18 protein-coding genes are annotated in these 22,905 nt (G+C 74.5%); 8 read left to right on the top strand and 10 right to left on the bottom strand.

What is annotated here, in order from left to right:
- Nucleotides 1–81: 81 nt before the first annotated feature.
- From ACZ6C6_RS25710 to ACZ6C6_RS25680, 7 genes are all read right to left on the bottom strand, one after another.
- Nucleotides 82–507: a phage tail protein gene (locus ACZ6C6_RS25710; RefSeq protein ID WP_018101390.1), complete on the bottom strand. Its 426-nt coding sequence runs from the start codon at nt 505–507 to the stop codon at nt 82–84.
- Between the two features lie 16 nt (nt 508–523).
- Entirely contained in the window at nt 524–3,682 is a 3,159-nt protein-coding gene (locus ACZ6C6_RS25705) for a hypothetical protein (protein ID WP_469205696.1), read from the bottom strand.
- 4 nt (nt 3,683–3,686) lie between these two features.
- Nucleotides 3,687–3,845 (bottom strand): DUF6760 family protein, encoded by a 159-nt coding sequence (locus tag ACZ6C6_RS25700; protein ID WP_018101391.1) that lies wholly within the window; start codon nt 3,843–3,845, stop codon nt 3,687–3,689.
- The gene (locus ACZ6C6_RS25695) at nt 3,842–4,330 is read right to left on the bottom strand and encodes a hypothetical protein (RefSeq protein WP_469205693.1); all 489 of its coding nucleotides are present in this window, start codon (nt 4,328–4,330) and stop codon (nt 3,842–3,844) included. Before ACZ6C6_RS25695 ends, ACZ6C6_RS25700 begins: the two co-directional genes overlap by 4 nt.
- Nucleotides 4,327–4,767, bottom strand: a complete 441-nt coding sequence (locus tag ACZ6C6_RS25690; RefSeq protein ID WP_111337042.1) for a phage tail protein — start codon at nt 4,765–4,767, stop codon at nt 4,327–4,329. The genes ACZ6C6_RS25695 and ACZ6C6_RS25690 overlap by 4 nt, the downstream gene beginning before the upstream one ends.
- Nucleotides 4,768–4,830: 63 nt before the next feature.
- On the bottom strand, nt 4,831–6,357 hold the full coding sequence (locus ACZ6C6_RS25685) for a phage tail sheath family protein (protein ID WP_469205691.1): 1,527 nt from the start codon (nt 6,355–6,357) through the stop codon (nt 4,831–4,833).
- Between the two features lie 470 nt (nt 6,358–6,827).
- Entirely contained in the window at nt 6,828–8,138 is a 1,311-nt protein-coding gene (locus tag ACZ6C6_RS25680; protein ID WP_469205742.1) for a COG1470 family protein, read from the bottom strand.
- Nucleotides 8,139–8,362: 224 nt separating this feature from the next.
- Here ACZ6C6_RS25680 and ACZ6C6_RS25675 point away from each other — a divergent pair, with 224 nt between their 5' ends.
- The 6 genes from ACZ6C6_RS25675 to ACZ6C6_RS25650 all read left to right on the top strand — a co-directional run bounded on the left by ACZ6C6_RS25675 (nt 8,363) and on the right by ACZ6C6_RS25650 (nt 17,931).
- Nucleotides 8,363–9,085, top strand: a complete 723-nt coding sequence (locus ACZ6C6_RS25675; protein ID WP_469205689.1) for a helix-turn-helix transcriptional regulator — start codon at nt 8,363–8,365, stop codon at nt 9,083–9,085.
- A gap of 167 nt (nt 9,086–9,252) precedes the next feature.
- Nucleotides 9,253–11,214: an eCIS core domain-containing protein gene (locus tag ACZ6C6_RS25670; protein WP_469205687.1), complete on the top strand. Its 1,962-nt coding sequence runs from the start codon at nt 9,253–9,255 to the stop codon at nt 11,212–11,214.
- A gap of 169 nt (nt 11,215–11,383) precedes the next feature.
- Nucleotides 11,384–14,521 carry a hypothetical protein gene (locus ACZ6C6_RS25665; RefSeq protein ID WP_469205740.1) on the top strand — a complete coding sequence of 1,046 codons (3,138 nt, stop codon included), beginning with the start codon at nt 11,384–11,386 and terminating at the stop codon, nt 14,519–14,521.
- Nucleotides 14,518–15,228 (top strand): Pvc16 family protein, encoded by a 711-nt coding sequence (locus ACZ6C6_RS25660; RefSeq protein ID WP_469205685.1) that lies wholly within the window; start codon nt 14,518–14,520, stop codon nt 15,226–15,228. The genes ACZ6C6_RS25665 and ACZ6C6_RS25660 overlap by 4 nt, the downstream gene beginning before the upstream one ends.
- Nucleotides 15,225–17,321, top strand: a complete 2,097-nt coding sequence (locus ACZ6C6_RS25655) for an ATP-binding protein (protein WP_469205683.1) — start codon at nt 15,225–15,227, stop codon at nt 17,319–17,321. The genes ACZ6C6_RS25660 and ACZ6C6_RS25655 overlap by 4 nt, the downstream gene beginning before the upstream one ends.
- A 31-nt stretch (nt 17,322–17,352) precedes the next feature.
- Nucleotides 17,353–17,931: a DUF1707 SHOCT-like domain-containing protein gene (locus tag ACZ6C6_RS25650; RefSeq protein WP_469205681.1), complete on the top strand. Its 579-nt coding sequence runs from the start codon at nt 17,353–17,355 to the stop codon at nt 17,929–17,931.
- Between the two features lie 6 nt (nt 17,932–17,937).
- Here ACZ6C6_RS25650 and ACZ6C6_RS25645 read toward each other — a convergent pair whose 3' ends face one another.
- Nucleotides 17,938–18,720, bottom strand: a complete 783-nt coding sequence (locus ACZ6C6_RS25645; RefSeq protein WP_469205679.1) for a thioesterase family protein — start codon at nt 18,718–18,720, stop codon at nt 17,938–17,940.
- A 175-nt stretch (nt 18,721–18,895) separates the two neighbouring features.
- On the opposite strand from ACZ6C6_RS25645, the gene ACZ6C6_RS25640 reads away from it, so the two are divergent.
- On the top strand, nt 18,896–20,086 hold the full coding sequence (locus ACZ6C6_RS25640) for a flavin-containing monooxygenase (RefSeq protein ID WP_469205677.1): 1,191 nt from the start codon (nt 18,896–18,898) through the stop codon (nt 20,084–20,086).
- A 3-nt stretch (nt 20,087–20,089) separates the two neighbouring features.
- Here ACZ6C6_RS25640 and ACZ6C6_RS25635 read toward each other — a convergent pair whose 3' ends face one another.
- Nucleotides 20,090–21,067 (bottom strand): hypothetical protein, encoded by a 978-nt coding sequence (locus ACZ6C6_RS25635; RefSeq protein ID WP_469205675.1) that lies wholly within the window; start codon nt 21,065–21,067, stop codon nt 20,090–20,092.
- Between the two features lie 28 nt (nt 21,068–21,095).
- A complete protein-coding gene (locus ACZ6C6_RS25630) occupies nt 21,096–22,415 on the bottom strand; it encodes an MFS transporter (RefSeq protein ID WP_469205673.1) in 1,320 nt (439 codons plus the stop codon).
- Nucleotides 22,416–22,459: 44 nt separating this feature from the next.
- Here ACZ6C6_RS25630 and ACZ6C6_RS25625 point away from each other — a divergent pair, with 44 nt between their 5' ends.
- Nucleotides 22,460–22,891 carry a hypothetical protein gene (locus ACZ6C6_RS25625; RefSeq protein ID WP_469205671.1) on the top strand — a complete coding sequence of 144 codons (432 nt, stop codon included), beginning with the start codon at nt 22,460–22,462 and terminating at the stop codon, nt 22,889–22,891.
- Nucleotides 22,892–22,905 lie beyond the last annotated feature (14 nt).

Genomic DNA, 22,905 nt, shown 5'->3' with positions numbered 1-22,905 from the left:
CTCGTGCGGGCTGCGGCTGGCACGGGTTCCCTCCTTCCGCCGGCTGTTCTCGACGGTCCGTTGACTTCTCTCGACGGGCCATCAGGACGGGACCAGCCCTTCGTGCGCGATCTCCAGCGTCTCGACGGCCGCCTGGGAGCTGGCCGGGTCGAAGGACGGCCCCTGCCAGCGGACCGGGACGATCCCCTGCACCTGCCAGCTGACGATCCGGCTGAGGTCCGGGCGCAGGGCGACGATCTCGCCGTCCTTGCGTTCGACGCGCTGCGTCGTCTCGTTCAGCCAGCGCGCGATCTTGAGGGTGTCGGCGGTGACCGGGCGGGTCAGCGTGATGTTGGTCCAGGTGATCCGCCCCGGCAGCTGCCAGGTGTACCCGTTGTTGCCGCCCTCGGCGTACTGCTCGATCTCCACCTCGGCGCCCAGGCCGGAGCAGGTGTGGAACGCGCCGAGGTCGCTGCCGCCGATGGTGAGCTTGAAGAACACGCTCGTCGCGAAGATGTTGTCGGTCATCCGTTGCTTTCTCTCTTCAGCGCCGGCCGTCGTACGGGCGTCCGGAACGTTCGCGGCCCCGCCGCAGGTCGGCCCGGAGGAGCCGGGCGACGGGGTCGATGAGGCGTCGGGCGAGGTCTTCGACGTCGAGGTCCGGGGCCTCCGCGGGCCGCTCGGGCGCGGGGGCCGGGGCGGGCTGCCGCTGGACGACGGTGACCGGGACACCGGCGAGCCCGGCCTGGGCGGCGGCGCGCTGGACGGCCGGTGGCTGCGCGGCCGGAGACTGCGCGGGCCGTCCGGAGGGGGCGCCCCGTTCCGGCCCGGGCCCGGCGGGGGCACCGGTCTCCGCCGCGCGGGGCATCGCGAGGCGCTGGACGGGCGCGTGCGCGCGGACGACGGGGCCCCGGGCGGCGGGCTCCGGTCCGGGGCCGCCCGGTACGGGGGGCTCCGGCGGCGCGCCGGTCCGGGCCGGGAGCGGCGCGTGCGGCCGGGGCGGGGCGACGGGGTCGGCGGCGACCCGCTGGACGACGGGGGCGGCGGGCGCGCCGGGCGCGGCGGACTCCGGGCGCGGGGTGTCGCGCCGCCAGGTGGCCGGTACGACGGGCCGGGTGGCGGCGGTTTCGCGGGCGGTGAAGCCGTCGGCGGCGCCGGTACGCACGACGATGCTCCGGGCCGCGAGGAGCGCGCGGGCGCGCTGGACGGGGGCGGGCCGGGGGGCCGGGCGGACGCGGACGGGCCCCTCCGGGGCGCGTGGGACGGCGGGCGGCGGCGCGGTGCGCAACGGCATCGCGGGGGGCCCGGCGGGGCCGGGCGGCGCGGGGCGCGGGGCGCCGCTCACGGGGCCTGCGGGGCCGGCCGTGCCTGCGGTCGGCGGGAGGGCGGACAGGGGCGCGCCGAGTCCGCCCCGGGTGCGGGCGTGGGAGCCGGGGCCGGTGGGCGGGGCCGGGTGCGCGGGGTCGGCACTGTCCGCCGTCTGCCGCTGGACGACGGGCAGCGCGGGGCCCGCGTCGCGGGCGGCCGGGGCGAAGGGGGCCGCGCCTGCGGGGAGTTCGCGCAGGGGCTTGCCCAGGGTGGGCCGGGCCGGGGCGGCAGAGGCACCCGCCCGGGCCGCCCCGCTGTCCGCCGGACCGGCAGACGCGTCCCGCCGCTGGACCACCGCGTCCGGAGCCGGGCGTACGGAGGACCCGGCCGTCGGTGCGGACCCGTCCGCCTGCCGCTGGACCACGGGGAGGGCGGGCCCGCCCGGGAGGTCCGACGCGGAGGCCCCCGCCTGGCGCTGAACCACCGGCAGCGCGGGCCCGCCCGGGGTCACGGGCGGCTGCGCGTCGAGGGTGGGCCGTACGGAGGAACCACTGTCCGGACCGGCAGACGCGTCCACGTGCCGCTGGACGACCGGCAGGACCGGGGCATCCGACGCGGGCAGCTCCGGGGCGGCGGCCGACGTGCCCGCCTGCCGCCGGCCGGGCCCGCCCGAGCCCACCACGGGCGGCTGCGCGTCCAGGGTGGGGCGTACGGAGGGACCACTGTCCGGACCGGCAGGCACGTCCGCGTGGCGCTGGACGACCGGCAGGGTCGGGGCATCCGGCGCGGGCCGTTCCGGGGCGGCGGCCGACGGGTCCGCCTGGCGCTGAACCACCGGCTGGACGGTCCCGCCCGGCGCCGTCACGGGCGGCTGCGCGTCCAGCGTCGGGCGCACGGACGAGCCGCCCGCCGGACCGGCAGCCGCGTCCATGTGCCGCTGAACCACCGGCAGAACGGGCCCGTCCGGGGCGGCGGAGGCGTCCACCTGCCGCTGGACGGGCTCGCCCGGCGCCGTCACGGGCGGCCGCGCGTCCAGCGTCGGGCGCACGGAGGAGCCACCCGCCGGACCGGCAGCCCCACCCGGCACCGACTGCTCCGGGACGACGGCCGACGCCTCCGCCTGCCGCTGGACCACCGGCAGGGCAGGACCGGCCGCTGCAACCGGCCCGGACGCATCCGCCTGCCGCTGGGCAGGCCCGCCCGGGGCCGTCACAGGCGGCTGCGCGTCCAGCGTCGGACGTACGGAGGAACCACCCGCCGGACCCGCAGGCGCGTCCGGCTGCCGCTCGGCCGGCGGCAGAAAAGGACCCGCCGGTGCGGACTGCTCCGGGGCGGCGGACCTGTCCGCCTGCCGCTGCACCACCGCCGGTCCAGGGCCGCCCGGTCCCGGACGCACGGAGGAACCGTCCGCCGGGCCACCGGACGCGTCCAACTGCCGCCGCACCACCGGCAGGACGGGCCCGGTCGGGGCACCCGGCCCCGGCTGCCCGGGGGCGGCGGACGCGTCCGCCTCGCGCTGGACCACTGGCAGGGCGGGCCCGGAAGGCACCGGCCCCGGGGCGGCCGGCGGGGGCGCGGAGAGCGGTTCGCCCGAGGGGCCGCCCAGGGCAGGACGTACGGCGGGCCCGGACGGGCCTCCCGGCGCGTCCGCCCGGCGCTGGACCGGCGGCGCGACCCGTGCGGGCACCCCGGACGACGGGACGGCGGACAGCGTGCGCGGGACGGCCTTCGCCGGGCGCCGCGCCAGGGTCAGCGGTGGCGCGGTGCGCCGGGCGCGTACCGGGGCGGGGTTGTCCACCGGCGGCACGCCGGGGCCGGAGGCGCGGGACGCCGACCCGGGCACGGCCCGGACGGCGCGCCGGGGGCCCGGAGGGGCCTGCGGACCGGGGCCGGTGGGCGTGGCCCCCGGGTCCGTGCCCGCATCGCCGCCCTCCGGCGCCGAAGGCCCGGCCGCGCGCAGCACCAGCGGCGCCCCGGAGGGCGCGGTGCGCGGCGTGCCCGGTGTCCGGGTCACCCCGTGGATCCGGCCCACCGGGGCGGACGGGAGCACGGCGTGGCCCAGGTCGCCGTCGCTGTAGGCCACGTTCTGCCAGGACGCGAGACGGGACCGGAAGCGCAGGCCGTCGCTGACGCCGATCGAGGACCGGGCGACGGTCACGGTCGGGGGCGCGACCCGGCGCCACCCGCCGTCCCAGTCCGCACCGGGACGCGGGGCGGCGGTCCCGGCACCCGTGGCGGCGTCCCCCGGTGCGCCGCCCCGGTCCGCCGACGCGGAACGTGGCGAAGGGCCGGCCGGGTCGCCCCCGGTCCCGGGCGCGGCGGCGGACCCCGAAGCGTCCTGCACGCCACGTGCCGCCCGGTCGGCGCCCCGGCGGAACCAGCCCCTCAACTCCACGCCCTCACCCGCTCTCGTTCACGCGGGTGTTGATCCGCGCAATCTCCCTCACCCATTCCTGCCGCTCACCATGCGTGAGGTCCAGGATCTCCTCGCGCTGCCAGTGGAAGTGGTAGGCGATGTACGCGATCTCCTCCCGCAGCCGGGAAGGCGCGTACGTCACGATTCCCCCAGGCGCTCACCCGACAGGTCCACCTCGAACGAGCCCTGGCACAGCGGGCAGGTGACCGCCGCGTGGGTGTGGCCCTCGCTGTTGATGCGGCGGTAGAAGTCCTGGAGGAACGCCACGTCGGTCGCGTACATCCGCTCGACCACCCCGGCGTGCACATCGGTGATCGTGCCGAGGCGGGTGATGACCTGGCTGAGGAGCACCACGCTCAGGTACGCGGGGTTCTCCTTGACCCGGAGGTCGATCTGCGGACGCAGTTCGTCGCGGGCCGTGGCGAGCCGCATGGTCCCGGTCCGGTGGGTCCGGCCCTCGTCGTCCAGATAGCCGCGCGGCAGCTCGAAGTCGAACTCGTCGGGACGGCGGGCGGCCGGGGACGGCGCGGGAGCCGGGGCCGGAGCCTCGGCCGGCGCCGGCGCGGCGGCCGCGAGGGTGTCCAGCACCTCTTCGAGGCCACCGCCGGAAACGGTCCTGCGCCTCATTCGACCACGATCTCCTCGAAGGTGATGGTGACCGTCTCGGTGGCCGCGCTGGACTCGCCGGCCTTCAGCGAGGGGCCCTCCCAGCGGCTGGCCCAGCCCTGCATCAGCTGGATGCGGCGGACGGTCTCACCCTTGGAGTCCTTGATCTCGATGGTGAGGTTCTGCCGCGCGGTGTCGACGGCGCCGTTGTTCAGCGTCTCCTTGATCCACTTGGTGAACTCGCTGCTCTTGTCGAGTCCCCGCGTGATCGTCACCTCGCCGGCCTGGCGCGCGCCGGGCTGCTTGCGGATGATCTGCTTACCGGTGGAGGTCACCTGCCGGACCTCCACCACCTCTTCCTCGACGGTCAGGCCGCTGATCTCCTGGATCGACTCCACGAGATAGCCGCCGAGCTGCACGCCGAAGACGTGGGTGGAAAGAGCGTCGCCCTCTGCCATGACTGTCTGTCACCTGTTCCGTTCGTTGCCGTCGCTTGAGTTGCTGCGGGAGAGGGGCTGCGGTCACTCGTCCACGAGGCTCGTGCTGTCCGAGAACTGGGAGAGGCGGAAGACGACGAACTCCGCCGGCTTCACCGGCGCGACGCCGATCTCGCAGACGACCTGGCCGAGGTCGATGGACTCCTGCGGGTTGTTGTCCCGGTCGCACTTGACGTAGAACGCCTCCTCCGCCGTACGGCCGAAGAGCGCGCCCCGGCGCCACTCCTCGGACAGGAACGCGGTGACGTTGCGCCGGATGCTCGACCAGAGGCGGTCGTCGTTGGGCTCGAAGACGACCCACTGGGTGCCCAGGAGGATGGACTCCTCCAGGTAGTTGAAGAGCCGGCGGACGTTGAGGTAGCGCCAGGCCGGGTCGGAGGAGAGGGTGCGGGCGCCCCAGATCCGGATGCCCCGGCCGGGGAACGCGCGCACGCAGTTGACGCCGATCGGGTTGAGCAGGTCCTGCTCGCCCCGGCTCAGCCGGAGTTCGAGGTCGAGCGCGCCCCGGATGACCTCGTTGGCGGGCGCCTTGTGCACACCGCGCTCGCCGTCGCTGCGGGCCCAGACACCGGCGACGTGGCCGCTCGGGGGCATCAGGGTCTGGCGGCCGGTGGCCGGGTCGAGCACCTTGAGCCAGGGGTAGTACACGGTCGCGTAGCGCGAGTCGTAACCGGCGTCGTCGTTGCGCCAGGTGCGGACGCGCTGGGCGTTCATGCCGGGCGGGGTGTCCAGGACGGCGACCCGGTCGCCCATCTGCTCGCAGTGCGCGATGAGGGCGAGCTGTACGGCCCTGACGCCCTCGTCGTCGATGTCACCGCGCTGGTGGGCGCTCATCAGGTCGGGGACGGCGACCATGGTGATCTCGTCGATCGCCTCAAGGGCCGCGATGCCCGTACGCGCCGACGCGTCGCCCACGTACTCGGTGGGGCCGGTCCGGCCGGTGGTGGTCGCGTCCGGGGTGGCGGGCGCGAGGGTGAGGCTCTGCTTCTCCGGGCGGGACTGCGCCGTGCCGGGCTGCTCGGTGACCTCGATGAGCTTCGACTGACGGGCCTGGGTGACCAGGTAGCCCTTGACGTTCTTGCGTACGGAGGTGTCGAAGGTCTCCACGACCTTCCCGCCCTGGCGGACCAGCAGGCGGAAGCGGTCCTCCGGCGGGTTCTCGCCCTCGGCGTCGGCGACCTCGATGGAGATCCCGTCGCCGGCACCCGGACGGGCCGAGACCAGGAAGCCGCCGATGGCCACGGAGGGGGCCGTCGCGGGGGCACCGTCCTGCGGGGCGTCCTCGGCGGGCCCGCCGATGCGCACGATGTACGCGGCGCCGCCGCCGTTGCTGAAGAACCCGTGGACGGCGAGCGTCAGATACGTGTCCGGGGTGAAGGTGCCGAACGTCGAAACGTACTGGTCCCAGCTGGTCACCAGCGTCGGCCGGTGGAAGGGGCCGGTCTCCGCGAAGCCGACGAAGGCGGCGACCGCGGTGCCGACACCCTCGATGGGCCGTGCTCCGGACTGCACCTCCTCCACGTATACACCTGGGGTGAGGTACGACGGCATGCTCGCTCCTTCGGCTGGTCAGACGTTCGCCCGCCCAGTCTTGGCAGAGGGCGGGCGCGGGCAGTAGGTCTCAAAGTCCTGGCCGGGGGGCAGGGCGGCTGCCTTTCCGGGCCGGTGCCCCGGAACGCCGGGCACGAGGGATTGGATTCAGCCAGAAATGAGGGGCCGGGCCGACGAGATCGGCCGGATTTCCCCGGTCGCTCCGGGGAACCGGATGAGGCCCGGTCCGCTCCGCCGAGCGCGGGTCCCGGTGGTCCAGCCCATTTGCCCCGCGCGGAAATGACCGGGAATCACCCGGGAAACGCCGGAATTGGCCCGCTGCCCGCACTCCGGGCATTTGCGGGTCCAGTGGTTCCGGGTGTGTCCGGGTGTGTGAAGGGACACACCCGGATGAACACGTGGTGGCGCATCCCCGCAGGTGGGAAACCCGTCTGTTCACACAGCGGGAACAGAAAGCCAGGAATCCGGCGCTATCGTTCCTCTCGCGAAACGTCGCTCAACACGCCGCTCACATTGAGCACTTGGTGACACCCGGAGGCCTGCTTACCGGTGGCCGGAGTCCCAGGCTTGGAGCAGGTCACGGAAACGGTGACCGCCGCCTTCTCCGGTATCTGAATGGGGGTCACCCAGTGGTAGTCCTGGTTCCTGAACGTCTCCAGGGCAATGGTGGTGATCTTCCGCTGCCCGAAGGAGATGGTCAGCAGCCCCTCGTCGCCCTGGAAATTGGCCACGACGATGTCCGTGACACCGAAAGTCTTGCCTGCCGGGACCACGTAGGTGCCCGCCCTCCGGCCCCCGGCGGTGGTCTTCACGTCGATGGTCTCGGAGCTCTGCTGGCCGCCGCCCCCGCCGCCGGAACCGCCCGAGCCGCCGGAGCCTCCGGTCGAGCCGGAGCCGCCCGTCGCACCGCCGGACCCGTCGGCGCCGGCCGAACCCTCCCCCTTGCCCTGGGGGTCCTGCTGCCCGCCGCCCGAGGCCGAACCGCCTTGCCTGGGCTGCCGGTTCTCCTCCTGCGCGGCCTTGGCGCCCGCCTCCTTGGCGGTGCTGCGGACGGCCGGGCGCACCAGCGCGAACCAGGCGAGCAGCAGTGCGAGCACCGCCGCGAGCAGGATCAGCAGCCACTTCGGGAACAGCGGGAGCTGGGCGAACTCGCCCTGGAGCGGCTCCGGCCGGCCCGCCCGGGGGCTCTCGGCCCCGGCGTCCTCCGGCTCCCCGGCCACCACCTCGAACGGCCAGGCGGCCGGCGCGCCGAACCAGATCAGCTTCCGGGCCCGGACCTTGAGGCCCGCCTCGGCGGACTCACCGGGCTCCAGCTTCCTGCGCTCCGGCGTGAACGCGAGGCGCAGTTCCTCGCCGGGCTGCCGGGCCGCGAGCGCGACCTCCGTGGGAGCGTTCCCAAGGTTCTGTACGACGGTGCGGAAGCGGGCCCCCAGCCAGCCCCGGCGGCGCCCCGGCTCCAGCCGCGCGCGCAGCTCGTGGAACGGCTCGACCACCACCGTCATCTCGGGGACGGCCACGGACTCGGGGTGCTCGGCGGGCAGCACCCGTATCCCCACGGGCTTCTCACCGGCGCGGACCTCGTGGGACCGGGGCGGCGCGAAGCGCACCGTGACGGTCTCGGAGGTGCCGGGGTAGAGGGAGACCCGGGCCGGTTCCACCGTGGTCCACGCCGCACAGTCGCCGACCACGTCGAGGGTGTACGCCTCGACGATGTCCCCGTCGTTGCGCACGGTCAGCGTGGTCGTCGCTTCGGCGCCGGGCGACACCGTCACCGTGGGCATTGCGAGTTCGGCAGATGTGGTCACCCTGCGACGTTAGGCCGCACCGCACCCCCGGCAGCAGGGGCGCGAGGGCAATGTGCGGGCAGGGGCGGTGCCCCGGGGGCACACCCGCGCCGGATGCCCGCACCGCATCCCCGGGCCAGGTCCCCCTGCCGGCGCGGGACGTACGCGTACGGCACCGGACGTAACGGAATTCGGCGGAAGCGGCCCAGAAGGACGAGCACATGACCACGATCACGACAGACATGACGACGACGGGGGCCGCGGTTCCGCGCGGCCTCGCACCGCCCGAGCAGCCCGCCCCCGGCATAGCCGCCCCGGCGTCCGGCCGGGTCTCGGTGGCGGTGTACGCGGAGGACCTGATCCTCCGGACCGGGGTGGTGCAACAGCTGCGCCGGCGCCCGGAGATCGAGCTGATACCGGACGAGGAGGCGGACCGGGCCCAGGTGTCCCTGGTGGTGGTGGACGTGGTGAACGAGCCGGCCGTCCAGCTCCTGCACCGCCTCCAGCGCAACACCGCCACCCGCACCGGCCTGGTCGTCGGCTACTTCGAGGCGGGCGCCCTCCAGACCCTGATCGAGTACGGGGTGGCCGCCGTGCTGCGGCGCGGGGAGGCCGACCAGGACCGGCTGGTCCATCTGGTGACGGCCATCGCGAAGGGCGAGGGGGTCCTTCCCGGGGACCTCCTCGGCAAGCTCATCGACCACGTCAGCAGCCTGCACCGCTCGGTCCTGGACCCGAGGGGCCTCTCGCTGTCCACGCTCACGACGCGCGAGGCGGAGATGATCCGGCTGGTGTCGGAGGGCTACGGCACGGCGGAGATCGCGCAGAAGACCTCGTACTCCGAACGCACCGTCAAGAACGTGCTGCACGAGGTCGCGACCCGCCTCAACCTGCGCAACCGGGCGCACGCGGTGGGGTACGCGATGCGTCACGGGCTGATCTGACGCCAGGCCCTGGTCCGGCACCGGGAGGGCAGCGGACGTTGCCCCCTCGGTGCCCCGGTGCGGCCGTCGGGCCGGGGCCCGCGTCCCGGGGTCTGCCCCGGTGCCCCTTGCCCCGGGCCGGGTCCTGCCGGTCTGTTGGCAGTGACCGTTCGTGGAAAGGCAGACCGTTGTCCCAGCGTGAGCACCGCACCGACCGGACCGCCGAGACCCGGTCCGCCCCCGCGCGCGTCCCTGCCCCGGCCGAACGGGCCGGGCTCCTGGAGGTCCAGCGCACCCTGGGCAACGCGGCCGCCCTGCATCTGCTGCGGCGGGCCGGCCACCCGGAGCCCCGGCAGGAGGGCCCGGAGCAGCCCGCCGTGCAGCGCTCGGCCGTCCACGACGTGCTGAACGGCAGCGGCAGGCCGCTGGAGGCGTCGCTGCGCGCGGAGATGGAGACCCGGCTCGGCGCGGACTTCTCGGACGTACGCGTCCACGACGGCGCGGCGGCCCGCGCGTCCGCCGCCGGGGTCGGGGCCCGCGCCTACACGAGCGGCCACCACGTCGTCATCGGCGAGGGCGGCGGCGACAAGCACACGCTGGCCCATGAGCTGACCCACGTCATCCAGCAGCGGCAGGGCGCGGTCTCCGGGACGGACCACGGGGACGGGCTGCGGATCTCCGACCCGTCCGACCGCTTCGAGCGGGCGGCCGAGGCGAACGCCCACCGCGTGATGCGGGGCGCGGCCCCGGCGGCGCGGGAGTCCGGGGAGCCGGTCGCGGGTCAGGGACGCGCGAGGGCGGACGCCGTGCAGCGGTTCATGGCGCCGACCGCGAGCGGTGACGCCGCCGCCTGGCGGCAGGATGCCCTGCAGTACTTCCAGTCCGCCGAGGCGAGGAACATCCTGAGGAACTACGCGGAGCTGGTGCTGGGGGAGCCGTTGCAGAACAAGCTTCTGGCGAAGCTGGTCGCGGACCTGGGCATCAAGGCCGAGTGGAAAACCGTGGTGCAGGCGACCGGCGGGGCAGCCGGTTCGGCGGGAGCGAACCTGGACGCGTCGCTGACCGCCGTGATGCGGAACCTGAACATCATGGAGCAGGAGGTCCTGACCTCGCGCAAGGTCGGGGAGCCGTCCGACTACGACAAGCCGCTGCCGCAGGCCGTCGTGGGCACCGAGTTCACGTTCACGGACGACACCCTCAACGGGATCACCGGGGGCAATCCGCTGCGCGTGGACATCAGCGGGCTGACCGGGCAGGCGGACGCCCGCGCACGGTCCGCGATCACCTACGCCCGGAACAAGATGAACGACTGGGCCGGGCGGGTCCAGGCCGCCGATCTGCCGGCCGGCTTCGAGCTGGCCGTGAGCAACACCACCGTGAAGGGCCAGGAGGCACGGAAGTTCACGTACACCAAGGGCGATACGACGTGGTGGTGGGAGATCACCATGGACGACGCCTGCCTGGAGACCCGGACCGACCCGACCCCGATCGCCGGCCTGCACGCCACCCATGTGCAGTACATCGTGGAACGCCACATCTTCCGGCTCGCCGAGAACAGCGGTCTGCGCGTGGACCAGAGCATCTTCGGGGGCGGCGGGCACATCTCGCTGGACAGCTCCTCGACCTTCGGCGGAAGCGTCGAGCTCTTCGTCAAGTCCATGCGGGAGTGGGAGTCGCAGTGGGAGGCGTGGGTCGACAGGTTCGGCGCCGCACCGCGAGGGAAGGACGCGGTGAACGCGCCGTGGACCGGGGACCTCCCCCAGGGCCGGGCCCATCTGGACCGCGTGCAGGCGCTGCTGACGCAGATCATGGACGACGCGCTCCTGGGCAATGTGGATCTGCCCGGCGCGGTACGGCGCCTGCAGGAGCACATGATGACGCTGCCCCTCCACCAGGACGCGACGCCGAACCTGCGGGACAAGGTCGCCGCCCATCCGGAGGACCGGCTGCACTACCAGGCGGTCAACCTTGAGCACATGAACGACTCGGACGAGGATCACCGGCGGGTCGAGTTCCGCGACATCCAGGCACAGGCGGGCTACGAGGAACTGCTGGACGACCTCCGGCACATCGGCTTCCTGCTTCAGGGCGTCCGCGGCGACGTCGGGCCCGAGCAGGCCGGCCGCCTCGCGGACCGCCACCCGGGTTAGCCCCCCGCCGCCCCCAAAGGGCACCCGGTCTTCCCCGTCCCGGGGTACTCCGGGCCCTGTCCGGACGCGCCCTTCGGCGGGATGCTCGTCGTGGAGAACCATCGACCAGACTGTGAGGTGGACCGTGGGCGGTCCTGCTGGCCCGGCGAGGGGTGCCCGGTTGCGCCGGATGTGCGGTGCGGTGGTGCTGCTGACGCCGTTGCTGGTGGCGGGTTCCGTGTCCGCCCCGCAGAGCGCCCAGCCGGCCGCCGCCGCGTCGAAGGCGGTGACCGACACCGGCCGGATCGCCTTCGCCGGTACGGGCCACCGCAGCCTCGGCCGGGTCACGTCGGAGACGGCCACGGGCGACCTGTTCGGGAGCGACGGCCCGGCCCACTACGACCAGGACGCCTACGGACGCGGCGACGCGCTCGTGTTCACCGGCCTCCGGGACGAGAAGCGCCCCCAGGTCTACCTGCGCGACGCGGCCGGCAACGTACTGCGGCTGACGAGCGGCATGGACGCCGCGCATCCCGAGCTCTCCCCCGACGGGAAGACCGTGGTCTTCGACTCGCCCGGGAACGGCGGCCGCCGGGACCTGTGGTCGGTGCCCACCGACGGGTCCGGGAAGACGCGGCAGCTGACCGACACCACGTTCGACGAGACGTCCCCGACGCTCTCCCCGGACGGCACCCGCATCGCGTACGCGAGTGACGGCGGCCCGGAGGCGGGCACGCAGATCTACGCACGCGACCTGGACGGCGGCACGGTGACGTGCCTGAGCAACAGCGCCGAGGGCAACGCGGACGAGCCCGAGTGGAACCCGGTCAAGGACGGCGCCCACGGCTCCCGCATCGCCTACACGCTGCACGTCGAACCCACCTCCGACACGGACACCGGCCACCGGCTGCGGGTCGCCACCGACGGGTCCGGGACCGCCCAGCCGGTGCTGACCGGTCTCGGCAAGGACTGGGGCTCCCGGTCACCGGCCTGGCTGCCCGACGGCGAGGGCCTGCTCTTCCTCAGCCCCAACACGGACTGCGGCTGCTCCGTCTACGACCACGTCTACCGGATCGTGTCCCTGGCCGACCCGGCCCCGCACATGGTGCTCACCGAGGACCGCGAGGTGGAGACCCCGGCGGTGCTCGGGACCGCGGACTCCTGGTCCACCGTCGTCACCCGCAGGACCACCAAGGACCCCGCCCTCGTCACGCTCCAGGACATGCGGCAGGACGGCTCCGACCCCCGCGACCTCCGGCTCGACGTCCTGCGCGAGGACCCCAGGGCCCTGACCAACACGAGTGACGACCCGGCCGTCGACCCGCTGTTCCACCCGGCCGACGGCTACGACCCCTGGACCGAGCGGCAGACGTACACGCCCGACGGACGCCACATCGCCGTGACGAAGTTCGAGACGATCGACGGGCAGCGGGTCCAGCGGATCTGGCTCGCCGACACGGACGGGAGGCACCCGTCGCCCATGGAGCTGGACGGGCGCGGCCCCCGGGACCGCGACACCGACCCCTCGTTCTCGCCGGACGGCACCCTGCTCGCCTTCACCCGGTCCACGCCCGGTACGGACGGCTCCTGGACCAGCCGCGTGCTCGTCGCGGAGGTGGACTCCGGGCGCATCTCCGGCGAGATCGTGCCGCCCGACGGCGAGGTCACCGGCGCCGACGCGCAGCCCGCCTGGTCCTCGGACGGCACCCTGCTGGCGTTCACCCGCGCCGAGGTCATCCGGGGTCTCGGCGGCATCAAGCACGTCTGGACCGCGCCGGTGAAGGCGCTGAAGCAGCAGAAGGACCTGAGCCGCCTCGGGGGCTGCCCCGGCGAGTGCAAGGTCATCGACGACAGCCCCGCCTTCTCGCCCGACGGCAGGTCCATCGCCTTCAACCGCAAGGACCGCGCGGACCAGATCAACCAGCGCGCCAGCGTCGTCGTCACCTCCCCGGACGGCAAGAACTGCCGGGTCGTCCTGCCGGCCGGCCGGAGCGGCGACCCCGCCGCGTGCGCCGCGAAGATCCCGGACGTCGAGACGACCGGCCCGTACCAGCCGCGTGACGTGGCCTGGTCGCCGGACGCCTCCCGGCTGGTCCTCAGCCACCGCCGCGGCCGGGCCCCCAACTCCCCGGAGCAGCTCTCCGAACTCGTCCTCGCCACCGGCACCCTGACCCCGCTCACCGCGGAGCTGCCCGGCCGCCAGAAGGAGCCCGCGTTCCAGCAGAAGGTGGACCTGGCCGTCACCGCGCAGCCCACCGTGCCCACCGTGGAGACCGGCTCGTCGGTGTCCGTCACGGTCACCGTCACCAACAACGGCCCCGCCCCCTCCCCCGGCACCACGCTGGTCGCCGACCTCCCGCCCGGCGTCCGGCTGGACGGCATGTCCACCCCGACGGGCGCGTGCGACGACGACGGTGCGCCGAGCTGTGACCTCGGCGTGCTCGCGCCCGGCGCCCGGGTCCCGGTCACCGTGCGGCTCATCGGCGTCACCAACGGGCCCTGGGAGCTGGGCTGGTCGGTCACCGGGGCGGTCGTGGACCCGAACCCCACGGACAACGCCACCAGCACCTCCGTACGGGTCCGCACCACGCCCGAACTGCCGAGCCCGCCGCCCTCCGGACCGGCCACCCCGCCCAAGCTGCCGCCCCCGGCCGCGCAGCCGCCCGCCCTGCCGCCCGCGCCCGAGGCCGGACCCGGCGTCGTGGTCCGGGCGCAGCCCAGCCCCGGCTACGTCGGCGGCCGGGTCGTGGTGACGTACACCGTCCGCAACGGCGCGAACGCCCTCGCCACCGGCCTCCGGCTGCGGCTCGGGCTGCCCTCCGGCATCCCCGTGGCCACGCTCCCGGCGGGCTGCACCGGCGAGGTGTGCGCGCTCCCCGACCTGGCGCCGGGCGCCTCCTCGGTCCTGCGGGTCGTGCTCGCCCCGGACCACGCGCTGCGGGCCCGGATCACCGGCACGCTGACGACCACCGGCACCGACGCGGACCGGGGCGACAACGTCTCGCGCATCCCGCTGCGCATCCTCCAGCCCCGGATCGTCTCGGTGCCGGAGATCGGCAAGCCCGGCTTCGTCACCTCGGTGCGCGGCAAGGACTTCCCGCCCGGTGCGCCCGTGAAGCTGGCCTGGAAGCCCGGGATCACGGCCGCCGCCGCGCCCACCCTGCCGGGCCGCGACGGCACGTTCATCGCGCAGCTGCTGATCATGGTCAAGGACCGGACCGGGCCGCGCGAGATCACCGCCTCCGGCCCCGGGTTCTCACCGGTGAGGACGGACTTCCTCGTGGTGACGGGCAACCTGGTCCCGCCGGACGAGATGGGGCGCCGGTGATCCACGAAGTGGACGAGGCGCTGCGGCTGCTGCTGGTGGACGCGGGCCTGGAGGACAGCGGTGTCGACCTCGTCTTCGACGCCCCGACGAAGGACTGGTCCGCCCGCCGCAACGCGCCCACGGTGAGCGTCTTCCTGTACGGCATCCGCGAGGACGCGACGCGCCGCCGCAGCGGCACGTCCGAGGAGTACGACGCCGAGGGCCTGGTCACCGGCCGCCGCGAGCCCCCGCGCTGGTTCGAGCTGACGTATCTGGTGACGGCGTGGACCAACCGGCCCCAGGACGAACACCGCCTGCTCTCCGAGGTGTTGCGCTGCCTGATCCGCACCCGCACACTGCCCGCCCGGATGCTCACGGGCAGCCTCGCCGACCTCGCCCTCACCGTCGAGATGGAGGCCGCCTCAGCGGGCTCGGGCGACCGCCCGTCCACGGTGGACGTCTGGTCCGCGCTGGGCGGCGAGCTGAAGGCCGCGATCGACGTACGCGTGTGGGCCCCGCTCTCCGGCGAGGTGGAGCCCGCCGGGCCGCCGGTCACGGAGGGCCTGCTCGTCCGCACGGCCGCCGCCGTGGACGGCGGGGCGACGGAGCCGGGGCGCCGCCTGCGCTACGGGGGCGGCACGGCCGCGTCCGGCGACGGCTTCGCGGCGGAACGCGAGCGGCAGCTCCCGCCGGGGCGGCGGAGGCGCGGGGGCGGGGTCGCCCGGTGACCGTCGCTCAGCAGCTCCCCGGCACCTCCGTCGCCGAGCTCTGGGAACGGCTCGGGCACGTCGAGCGGCGGGTGCGGACCGCCGTCGCACTGCGCCGCGAGACCGACCCGGCACCGGATGATCCGTTGCGGGGGCAGTACCTCACGCCCGACGGTGCCCAGCGCCTCCTGGACTCGCGCGACGCGTTCCTCCCCGTACCGGACCTCGGCCCCGGCGCGCCGCCCGAGCGCGGGCGGATCGCGGAGCTGGCCGAACGGTTCGGGCTGACCGGGCCGGACGTGGATCTCCTGCTCGTCGCCCTGGCCCCGGACATCGACGCACGGTTCGAGAGGCTGTACGGGTATCTCAACGACGACCTGACCCGGCGGCGCGCCACGATCGGGCTCGCGCTCGAACTGTGCGGGCTGCCCGGCGCGGGCCCCGGCAGGTTCCGGTTCGCGCCCTCCGCGCCGCTCGTCGCGTCCGGACTCGTGGAGGTGCTGGACCCCGAACTCCCCCTGCTCTCCCGGGTGCTGCGCGTCCCGGACCGGATCACCGCGCATCTGCTCGGCGACGACGAGGTGGACGCCCGGCTGTACGGGCTGGTCCGGGTCGGGGACCCCGGCGACGAGCCGGACACGGGCCCGGTCACCCGGCGCGTCGCGGCGGCCGCCGGGACCGGGAGCGGGTTCACGCATCTGCTGGACCGGGGCGGCGACCCGGCCCGTCTCGCCGTCGGCGCGCTCGCCGCGTCCGGGCTGCGCCCGCTCGTCGTGGACCCGGCGGCCCTGGCGGCGGCGCCCGGACCGGAGCGGGCGGTCAGGATGCTGGCGACCGAGGCCCGGCTGAGCGGCGGCGGGCTGGTGCTCGGCCCGCTGGAGGCGCTGGCGCCGGAACAGCCCAAGGGCGCCGCCCTCGTCGGGGCGCTGTGCGCGGCGGTCGGCGGCGGCTCGCCGTTGCTCGTGTACGGGCGGAAGCACTGGGACCCGTTGTGGGCCGGGGAGAGCCCGGTGACGGTGCCGGTCCCGCCGCCGGACCCGGCGGACGCGGTACGGCGGTGGCGCGGCGCGCTCACCGGGGCCGGTGCCGCGGCCGGGCTCGCCGCCGGGACGGAGGAGGCCGACGCCCTGCTCGCGGACGCGACCCGGGCGTACCGGCTGGACTCCGGCCAGATCCGCCGGGCCGCCGACGTGGCCGTCCGGCTGGCCGTGCAGGAGGGCCGCCCGGTGGAGGCCGCCGATCTGCGGACCGCCGTCCGGGCGCAGAACGGCGCGGGGCTCGCCCGCCTCGCCCGGCGCATCGAGCCGACCGTCGGCTGGGACGACCTCGTGCTGCCCCCGGCGACCCGCCGCCAGCTCTCCGACCTGGCCCTGCGCGCCCGCCACCGGGACCAGGTGCTCGGGCGGTGGCGGATGCGGCCGGGCGGCGGCCGGGGGCGGGGCATCGTCGCGCTGTTCGCCGGGGAGTCGGGGACGGGCAAGACCATGTCGGCCGAGGTCGTCGCGGCGGACCTGGGCATGGAGCTGTACGTGGTCGACCTGTCGTCCGTGGTCGACAAGTACGTCGGGGAGACCGAGAAGAACCTGGAACGGATCTTCGTGGAGGCGTCCGAGGTCAACGCGGTGCTGCTGTTCGACGAGGCGGACGCCGTCTTCGGGAAGCGCTCGCAGGTCAAGGACGCCCAGGACCGGCACGCGAACGTGGAGTCGGCGTACCTGCTCCAGCGGGTCGAGTCCTTCGACGGCATCGCCGTCCTCACGACGAACCTGCGGGCCAACCTGGACGAGGCGTTCACCCGCCGCCTGGACGTGGTCGCCGACTTCCCCGTACCGGACGCGCAGCAGCGGCTCGCGCTGTGGGAACGCTGCCTGGGTACGGAGGTCCCGCGCGCCCCGGACCTCGACCTGCCGACGTGCGCGGACCGGTTCGAGCTGACGGGCGGCTCGATCCGGGCGTGCGCGGTGACGGCCGCGTACCAGGCGGCGGAGTCGGGCCGTCCGCTGGACACCGAGCAGCTGGTCGGGGCGGTGCTGGCGGAGTACCGGAAGCTCGGACGACTGGTCCTGGAGAGCGAGTTCGGCCCGTGGCTGGAGCGCACGAGGCGACGCGGCTAGGGCCTTCACCCCGCTCCGTATCATCAGGTGCATGACTGCCGAGCCCGCCCGTTCCACCGCCCGTATGCGTGCGTCCGACGCCGACCGCGAAGCGGTGGTGGAGCAGCTGCGGGAGGCCGCGGCGGAGGGGCGGATCGACATGGAGGAGCTGGACGAACGCCTCAACCTGGCCCTCACGGCCAAGACGTACGGCGAACTCGCGCCCATCACCGACGACTTGGGCGGCCCGGCCGTGCGGGAGACGGGCGAGCCGCTGACGGTGCGGGGCGGCATGCACAAGGTGCGGCGGACCGGCGGCTGGAAGGTCCCCGCGCGCATCGTCGTGTCGGGCGGCCTCGGCGGCGCCCTCCTGGACTTCAGCGGCGCCGAGTGCCGGGTGCCCGTGGTCGAGCTGGAGGTGGACGCGCAGATGGGCGGGGTCCGCATCGTGGTGCCGGACGGCTGGGGCGTGGACACGGACGCGCTGGACCTGGCGTTCGGGGGCCTGAAGTCGAGGGTCAAGGGCGAGCGGGCGCCGGGCGCGCCCCTGCTGAGGATCACCGGTTCCTGCGGCGCGGGCGGCGTCCGCATCCGCCGCCCGGGTCTGCGCGAGCGCCGCGCGCGGCGCTGAGGCCGGTCAGAGCGGGCGGACGGTGAGGATCTGCTCCGCCCGGCCGACCGGCCCGTTGACGTCGTGCAGGACCGTGCTGGTGAGGCCCTGGCCGGTGGGGCCGAAGACGACCGTGGTGTCCAGGCCGGTCCAGCGGCCCTCGGGCTGGCGGTGCAGATGGATCGTCAGGTCCACGTTGGGGAACATCCACTCGGTGGGCTGCTCGCGTACGGCGATGCCGTTGGCGGTGTCCACGAGCGCCACGTACGAGGCCAGCGGCCCGGCGGTCTCGCCCGCCACCAGGTCGAGCGGGGTGGTGATCCAGGCGGTGGTGCGGCCGGGCAGCGGCGGGGCGAGCGGGCGGACGTCGAGCGACGCGATGTAGCCGCCGGGCCAGAGGTCGGCCATCGGCCAGGGGGCGAGCGCCTCGGGCGGGGTGAGCCGGTCGTCCTCGCCGTCAGCGACCCCGGTCGTGTCGACGGGGGCGAGCGACCAGGCCCTGGCCCGTACGACCGGGCGGCCCGCAATGAGCGCGACGGCCTCCACGAGCTCGATGGTGCGGCCGGGGCGGACGGTCTCGACGCGGATCTCGCACTCGTCCAGGGCGAGCCGCCCGAGGATGTCGAAGCTGATCCGGGACAGCAGCAGGCGCTCGCCCGGCCGCTCCGCGAGGTGGCGTTCGACGGCGTGGACGAGGAGCCCGCCGAACGGGCTGAAGTGCACCTCGTCCGTGCTCCACGCACCGCTCGCATGGGCGGTCGGCTTGTAGCGGTGGGCGTCGATGCGCTCGTAGTAGCTGCCGGTGTTCAACGGATCGCTTCCCTCACGGCCGTACGGATCGGGCATCAACAGCCTGCCACCGGGGGCGTTCCGGCCGACGCGCGGGTACCGCGCCCCCGCACCCGCGTTCGAGCGTGATCAATTCGCAATCGATTCCGGTCTTGACCGAGACCCATCAAGGAGTCGCGCGATTACGCTCCGAAGCATGTCCGACAGCGCACCTACCGCCGGTAGCACTTCCCCGGCCCCCACCGACCTCACCGAGGACCGCCCCGTTTACGTCATCGGCGGCGGCCCGGGCGGACTGGCCGCGGCTGCCGCCCTGCGCGCGCGGGGCGTCCGGGCGGTCGTGCTGGAGAAGTCCGGGGCCGTGGGCGCCTCCTGGCGCGGCCACTACGACCGGCTGCACCTGCACACCACCCGGCGCTGGTCCGCGCTGCCCGGGCTGCCGATGCCGAGGAAGTTCGGCCGCTGGGTGGCCCGCGACAACGTCGTGCGGTACCTGGAGAAGTACGCCGAGCACCACGAGCTGGAAGTGATCACCGGCGTCGAGGTCTCCCGGATCGACCGCGCGGCGGACGGCACCGGCTGGCGGCTGAGCGCGAGCGGGGGCCGCGAGCTGACCGGCCGCGCCGTCGTGGTCGCCACCGGCTTCAACCACACCCCGCGCCTTCCGGACTGGCCGGGCCGCGAGACGTTCACCGGAGACCTCCTGCACGCCTCGGACTACCGCTCCCCGGCCCCGTACGCGGGCAAGGACGTCCTGGTCGTCGGCGTCGGCAACACGGGCGCGGAGATCGCCGTCGACCTCGTGGAGGGCGGCGCCGCACGCGTACGGCTCGCGGTGCGCACCGTCCCGCACATCGTGCGCCGCTCCACGGCGGGCTGGCCCGCGCAGGCGACCGGCATCCTGGTCCGCAGACTGCCCGTCGCCCTGGTGGACCGGGCGGGCCGCCTGATGGCCCGCGCCGCCGTGCCGGACCTGTCGGAGCACGGACTGCCCCGCCCCGACACGGGCCTGTACTCCCGCGTCAAGGAGGGCGCGATCCCGGTCCAGGACGTCGGCCTGATCGACGCGGTGAAGCGCGGCCGGGTCGAACCCGTGGCGGCCGTCGAGTCGTTCGACGAGGACGCGGTGGTCCTCGCGGACGGCACCCGGGCCACCCCGGACGCCGTGATCGCCGCGACCGGCTACCGCCGCGCCCTCGAACCGCTGGTCGGCCACCTCGGCGTGCTGGACGCCCGGGGCCGCCCGGCGGTCCACGGCCCCCGCACCCCGAAGCAGGCCCCCGGCCTCTACTTCACCGGCTTCACCAACCCCATCAGCGGCATGCTCCGCGAACTGGCCCGCGACGCGGAGCGGATCGCGAAGCGGATCGCCCGCAAGGGGCGTTGAGGGTCAACGGGTGAGGGTGTACACCCCCGGGGCATCCAGATCGCCGTACAGGCGGACCAGCTTCGGGTGCTCCGGCGTGCCGCTGATCAGCCAGCCGGAGTCGACGTACTCGTCGAAGTCGTCGAAGCCGCAGCGCTCGATGCGCACCTTCAGACGCTGGTTCCAGGTAGTGGATGCGCCGGGTTCGTACGCCCAGGTGCCCGTGCCCGTGCAGCGGTACTTCGCGCGGCGGGCGTCCGCGTGGTCCTCGTATGCGGATTCATGGTCCGTCAGGCCCTCGGCGCGGGCCGTGCCGTCGGCGTTCAGCCGCAGCGTGCCGTTGTGGCCGTCGGCCCAGGCGCCCGCCAGCCCGGCCGCGTCGACCTTCGGAGGCCGGTACTCGGTGAGCAGCCCTGTCCCGAACGCCGTGGCGCCGATACCGAACACGAGCGTCGCCGCCAGCGCCCCGCAGCCGAGCACGGACAGCAGCAGACGGCGCCCGTCCAGGACGGCGTACCGCGCCAGAAGGGCGGGCCCGGCGAGCAGCACTTCGCCGGACAGGCAGGTCAGGACCAGGGGTCCGGGCCGGGGGGGCAGAGCGACCGCGACGACAGCCGTGATCAGGGCCGCCGGGACCGCGGCCACCGCCGGCACCCACCACCAGGCGTCCCTCCCGGTCAGCCGGGCACCGGCCCGGCGAGCCGCCCACACCAGGGGCAGCACGATCGCCAGGCTCCCCCACAGGGCGGCCGGGACCCCGAAGCACAGGGAGAACGGCAGCATGAGCAGGCCGCCCCCGGGCCCGTCCGGCGGCCTGTACGTCTCCATGGTGAGTCCCGCGAAGGCGTACACCTCGAAGGCGAGCATCAAGCCCACGTACAGCGCCGCCGCCCCCGCCACGATGGACCGCCCCGTCCACACGGACGGCGACCCGTCCGGCGCGCGGCCCGGCCGCCATCTCCCCCACGGCTTACCCGTGTCCCATGCGGTGTTGCTCGACATAAGGGCCCCTCCCGCACGCATTCTGGCCCTACGCCACCAGCGTCGCCCCCTCGGGGCCCCGCACGCGCCGGATCACCAGCACCATCAGCGCCGCCACCGCGCACAGCGCCCCCGCCGCGTACCAGACCACGTCATACGTACCGAAGTGGTCCCGCGCCACTCCGCCGAGGAACGCGACCAGCGCCGCCCCCACCTGGTGCGATGCCAGGACCCAGCCGAAGACGATCGCGCTGTCGTCGCCGTACTGCTCGCGGCACAGGGCCAGGGTCGGCGGGACGGTGGCGACCCAGTCCAGGCCGTAGAACACGATGAAGAAGACCATCGGCGGCTCCACCGTCGGGTGCATCAGGAGCGGCAGGAACAGCAGCGAGATCCCCCGCAGCCCGTAGTACACCGCCAGCAGCCGGCGCGCGTCGAAGCGGTCGGTGAGCCAGCCGGAGAAGACCGTGCCGATGATGTCGAAGATCCCGATGACCGCGAGGAGCGAGGCGGCGGCGGTGATCGGCATGTGGTGGTCGTGCGCCGAGGGCACGAAGTGCGTACGGATCAGGCCGTTGGTGGAGGCGCCGCAGATCGCGAAGGACCCGGCCAGCAGCCAGAACGGCCCCGTGCGCGCCGCGTCGAACAGCACCCGCACGGCCCGGCCCGCCGCACCCCTCGCGGGCGCCGGCTTCTCGGTGTACTCCCCGCCGTACGGGGCGAGCCCCACGTCGGCCGGGTGGTCGCGCATCAGGAGCCACACGAACGGGACGACGACCAGGGCCGCCAGCGCCACGGTCACCGACGCCGGGCGCCAGCCGTGCCGGTCCACGATCCACGCGCAGAGGGGGAGGAAGACCAGCTGGCCCGACGCCCCGGCGGCGGTGAGGACACCGGTCACCAGGCCGCGCCGGGCGGTGAACCAGCGGTTGGTGACGGTCGCGGAGAACGCCAGCGCCATCGAACCCGTGCCGAGCCCCACGAGGACGCCCCAGTAGAGCATCAGCTGCCAGGCCGCCGTCATCCACACGCTCGCCAGCGCCCCGACCGCGACCATGCTCAGCGCCACGGCCACCACCCGGCGGATGCCGAACCGGTCCATCAGCGCGGCGGCGAACGGCGCGGTCACCCCGTACAGCGCCATGTCGATGGAGACGGCGAACCCGATCTCCCCGCGCGACCAGCCGAACTCGTCCTGGAGCGGGTCGAAGAGCAGACCGGGCAGGGAGTTGAAGGCGGCCCCGCCGATGATCGTCACGAAGGTGACGGCGGCGACGATCCAGGCGCGGTGGATACGCCAGCGACCGGGCTTCCCGGGGGTGTTCGGAGCGGGGGCGACGGGAGCGACGCTCTCGGTTGTCGGATTCACCCGCTCAGCATCCGGGCGCGGACCCCTCCCCCACGAGTGGCCCGATGGCCACGGTTCGCAGGAATCGGGCCACCACCCTGACGCCCTCCGCACACGCGTACGATCTGGGGCACGCCGCTCCGACCAAGTCCCGGGGGAACTTCATGCAGTGGGCCGAACGACAGCACTTCAACCACGGGTCTTCGCTGATGCAGGGATGGGGAGCCGTGCTGCTGCTCATCGCCTGTGCCCTGTGGGTCCGGGTCGGCTTCCTGATCTGGGACACGGAGGACAGGATGTACTGCTTCCGCGCCTCGTCCATCTGCAAGCTGGAGACCACCATGCCCGAGCAGCTGACCCTGCTCGGCGTCTCGGCTCCGCTCGCGGTGGCCGGTACGGGACTGCTCGTCGCCGGAAGTGTGCGCCGGCAGACCAGCGCACACGTCCTGAGAGTCATCGAGATGCAGCAGTCCGAGGAGCGGGCGCGCAACAAGTAGCGCCCGCCCGCCGC

Source organism: Streptomyces sp. NPDC041814, from assembly GCF_055590565.1.
This window is presented reverse-complemented; position numbering and strand designations above follow the sequence as displayed.

Coding starts and splice junctions, on each gene's coding strand:
- ACZ6C6_RS25710 (WP_018101390.1), bottom strand. CDS start 507: ATGACCGACAACATCTTCGCGACGAGCGTGTTCTTCAAGCTCACCATC.
- ACZ6C6_RS25640 (WP_469205677.1), top strand. CDS start 18,896: ATGTCCGACAGCGCACCTACCGCCGGTAGCACTTCCCCGGCCCCCACC.
- ACZ6C6_RS25685 (WP_469205691.1), bottom strand. CDS start 6,357: ATGCCGTCGTACCTCACCCCAGGTGTATACGTGGAGGAGGTGCAGTCC.
- ACZ6C6_RS25680 (WP_469205742.1), bottom strand. CDS start 8,138: ATGCCCACGGTGACGGTGTCGCCCGGCGCCGAAGCGACGACCACGCTG.
- ACZ6C6_RS25690 (WP_111337042.1), bottom strand. CDS start 4,767: ATGGCAGAGGGCGACGCTCTTTCCACCCACGTCTTCGGCGTGCAGCTC.
- ACZ6C6_RS25650 (WP_469205681.1), top strand. CDS start 17,353: ATGACTGCCGAGCCCGCCCGTTCCACCGCCCGTATGCGTGCGTCCGAC.
- ACZ6C6_RS25635 (WP_469205675.1), bottom strand. CDS start 21,067: ATGTCGAGCAACACCGCATGGGACACGGGTAAGCCGTGGGGGAGATGG.
- ACZ6C6_RS25695 (WP_469205693.1), bottom strand. CDS start 4,330: ATGAGGCGCAGGACCGTTTCCGGCGGTGGCCTCGAAGAGGTGCTGGAC.
- ACZ6C6_RS25625 (WP_469205671.1), top strand. CDS start 22,460: ATGGCCACGGTTCGCAGGAATCGGGCCACCACCCTGACGCCCTCCGCA.
- ACZ6C6_RS25665 (WP_469205740.1), top strand. CDS start 11,384: ATGTGCGGTGCGGTGGTGCTGCTGACGCCGTTGCTGGTGGCGGGTTCC.
- ACZ6C6_RS25675 (WP_469205689.1), top strand. CDS start 8,363: ATGACCACGATCACGACAGACATGACGACGACGGGGGCCGCGGTTCCG.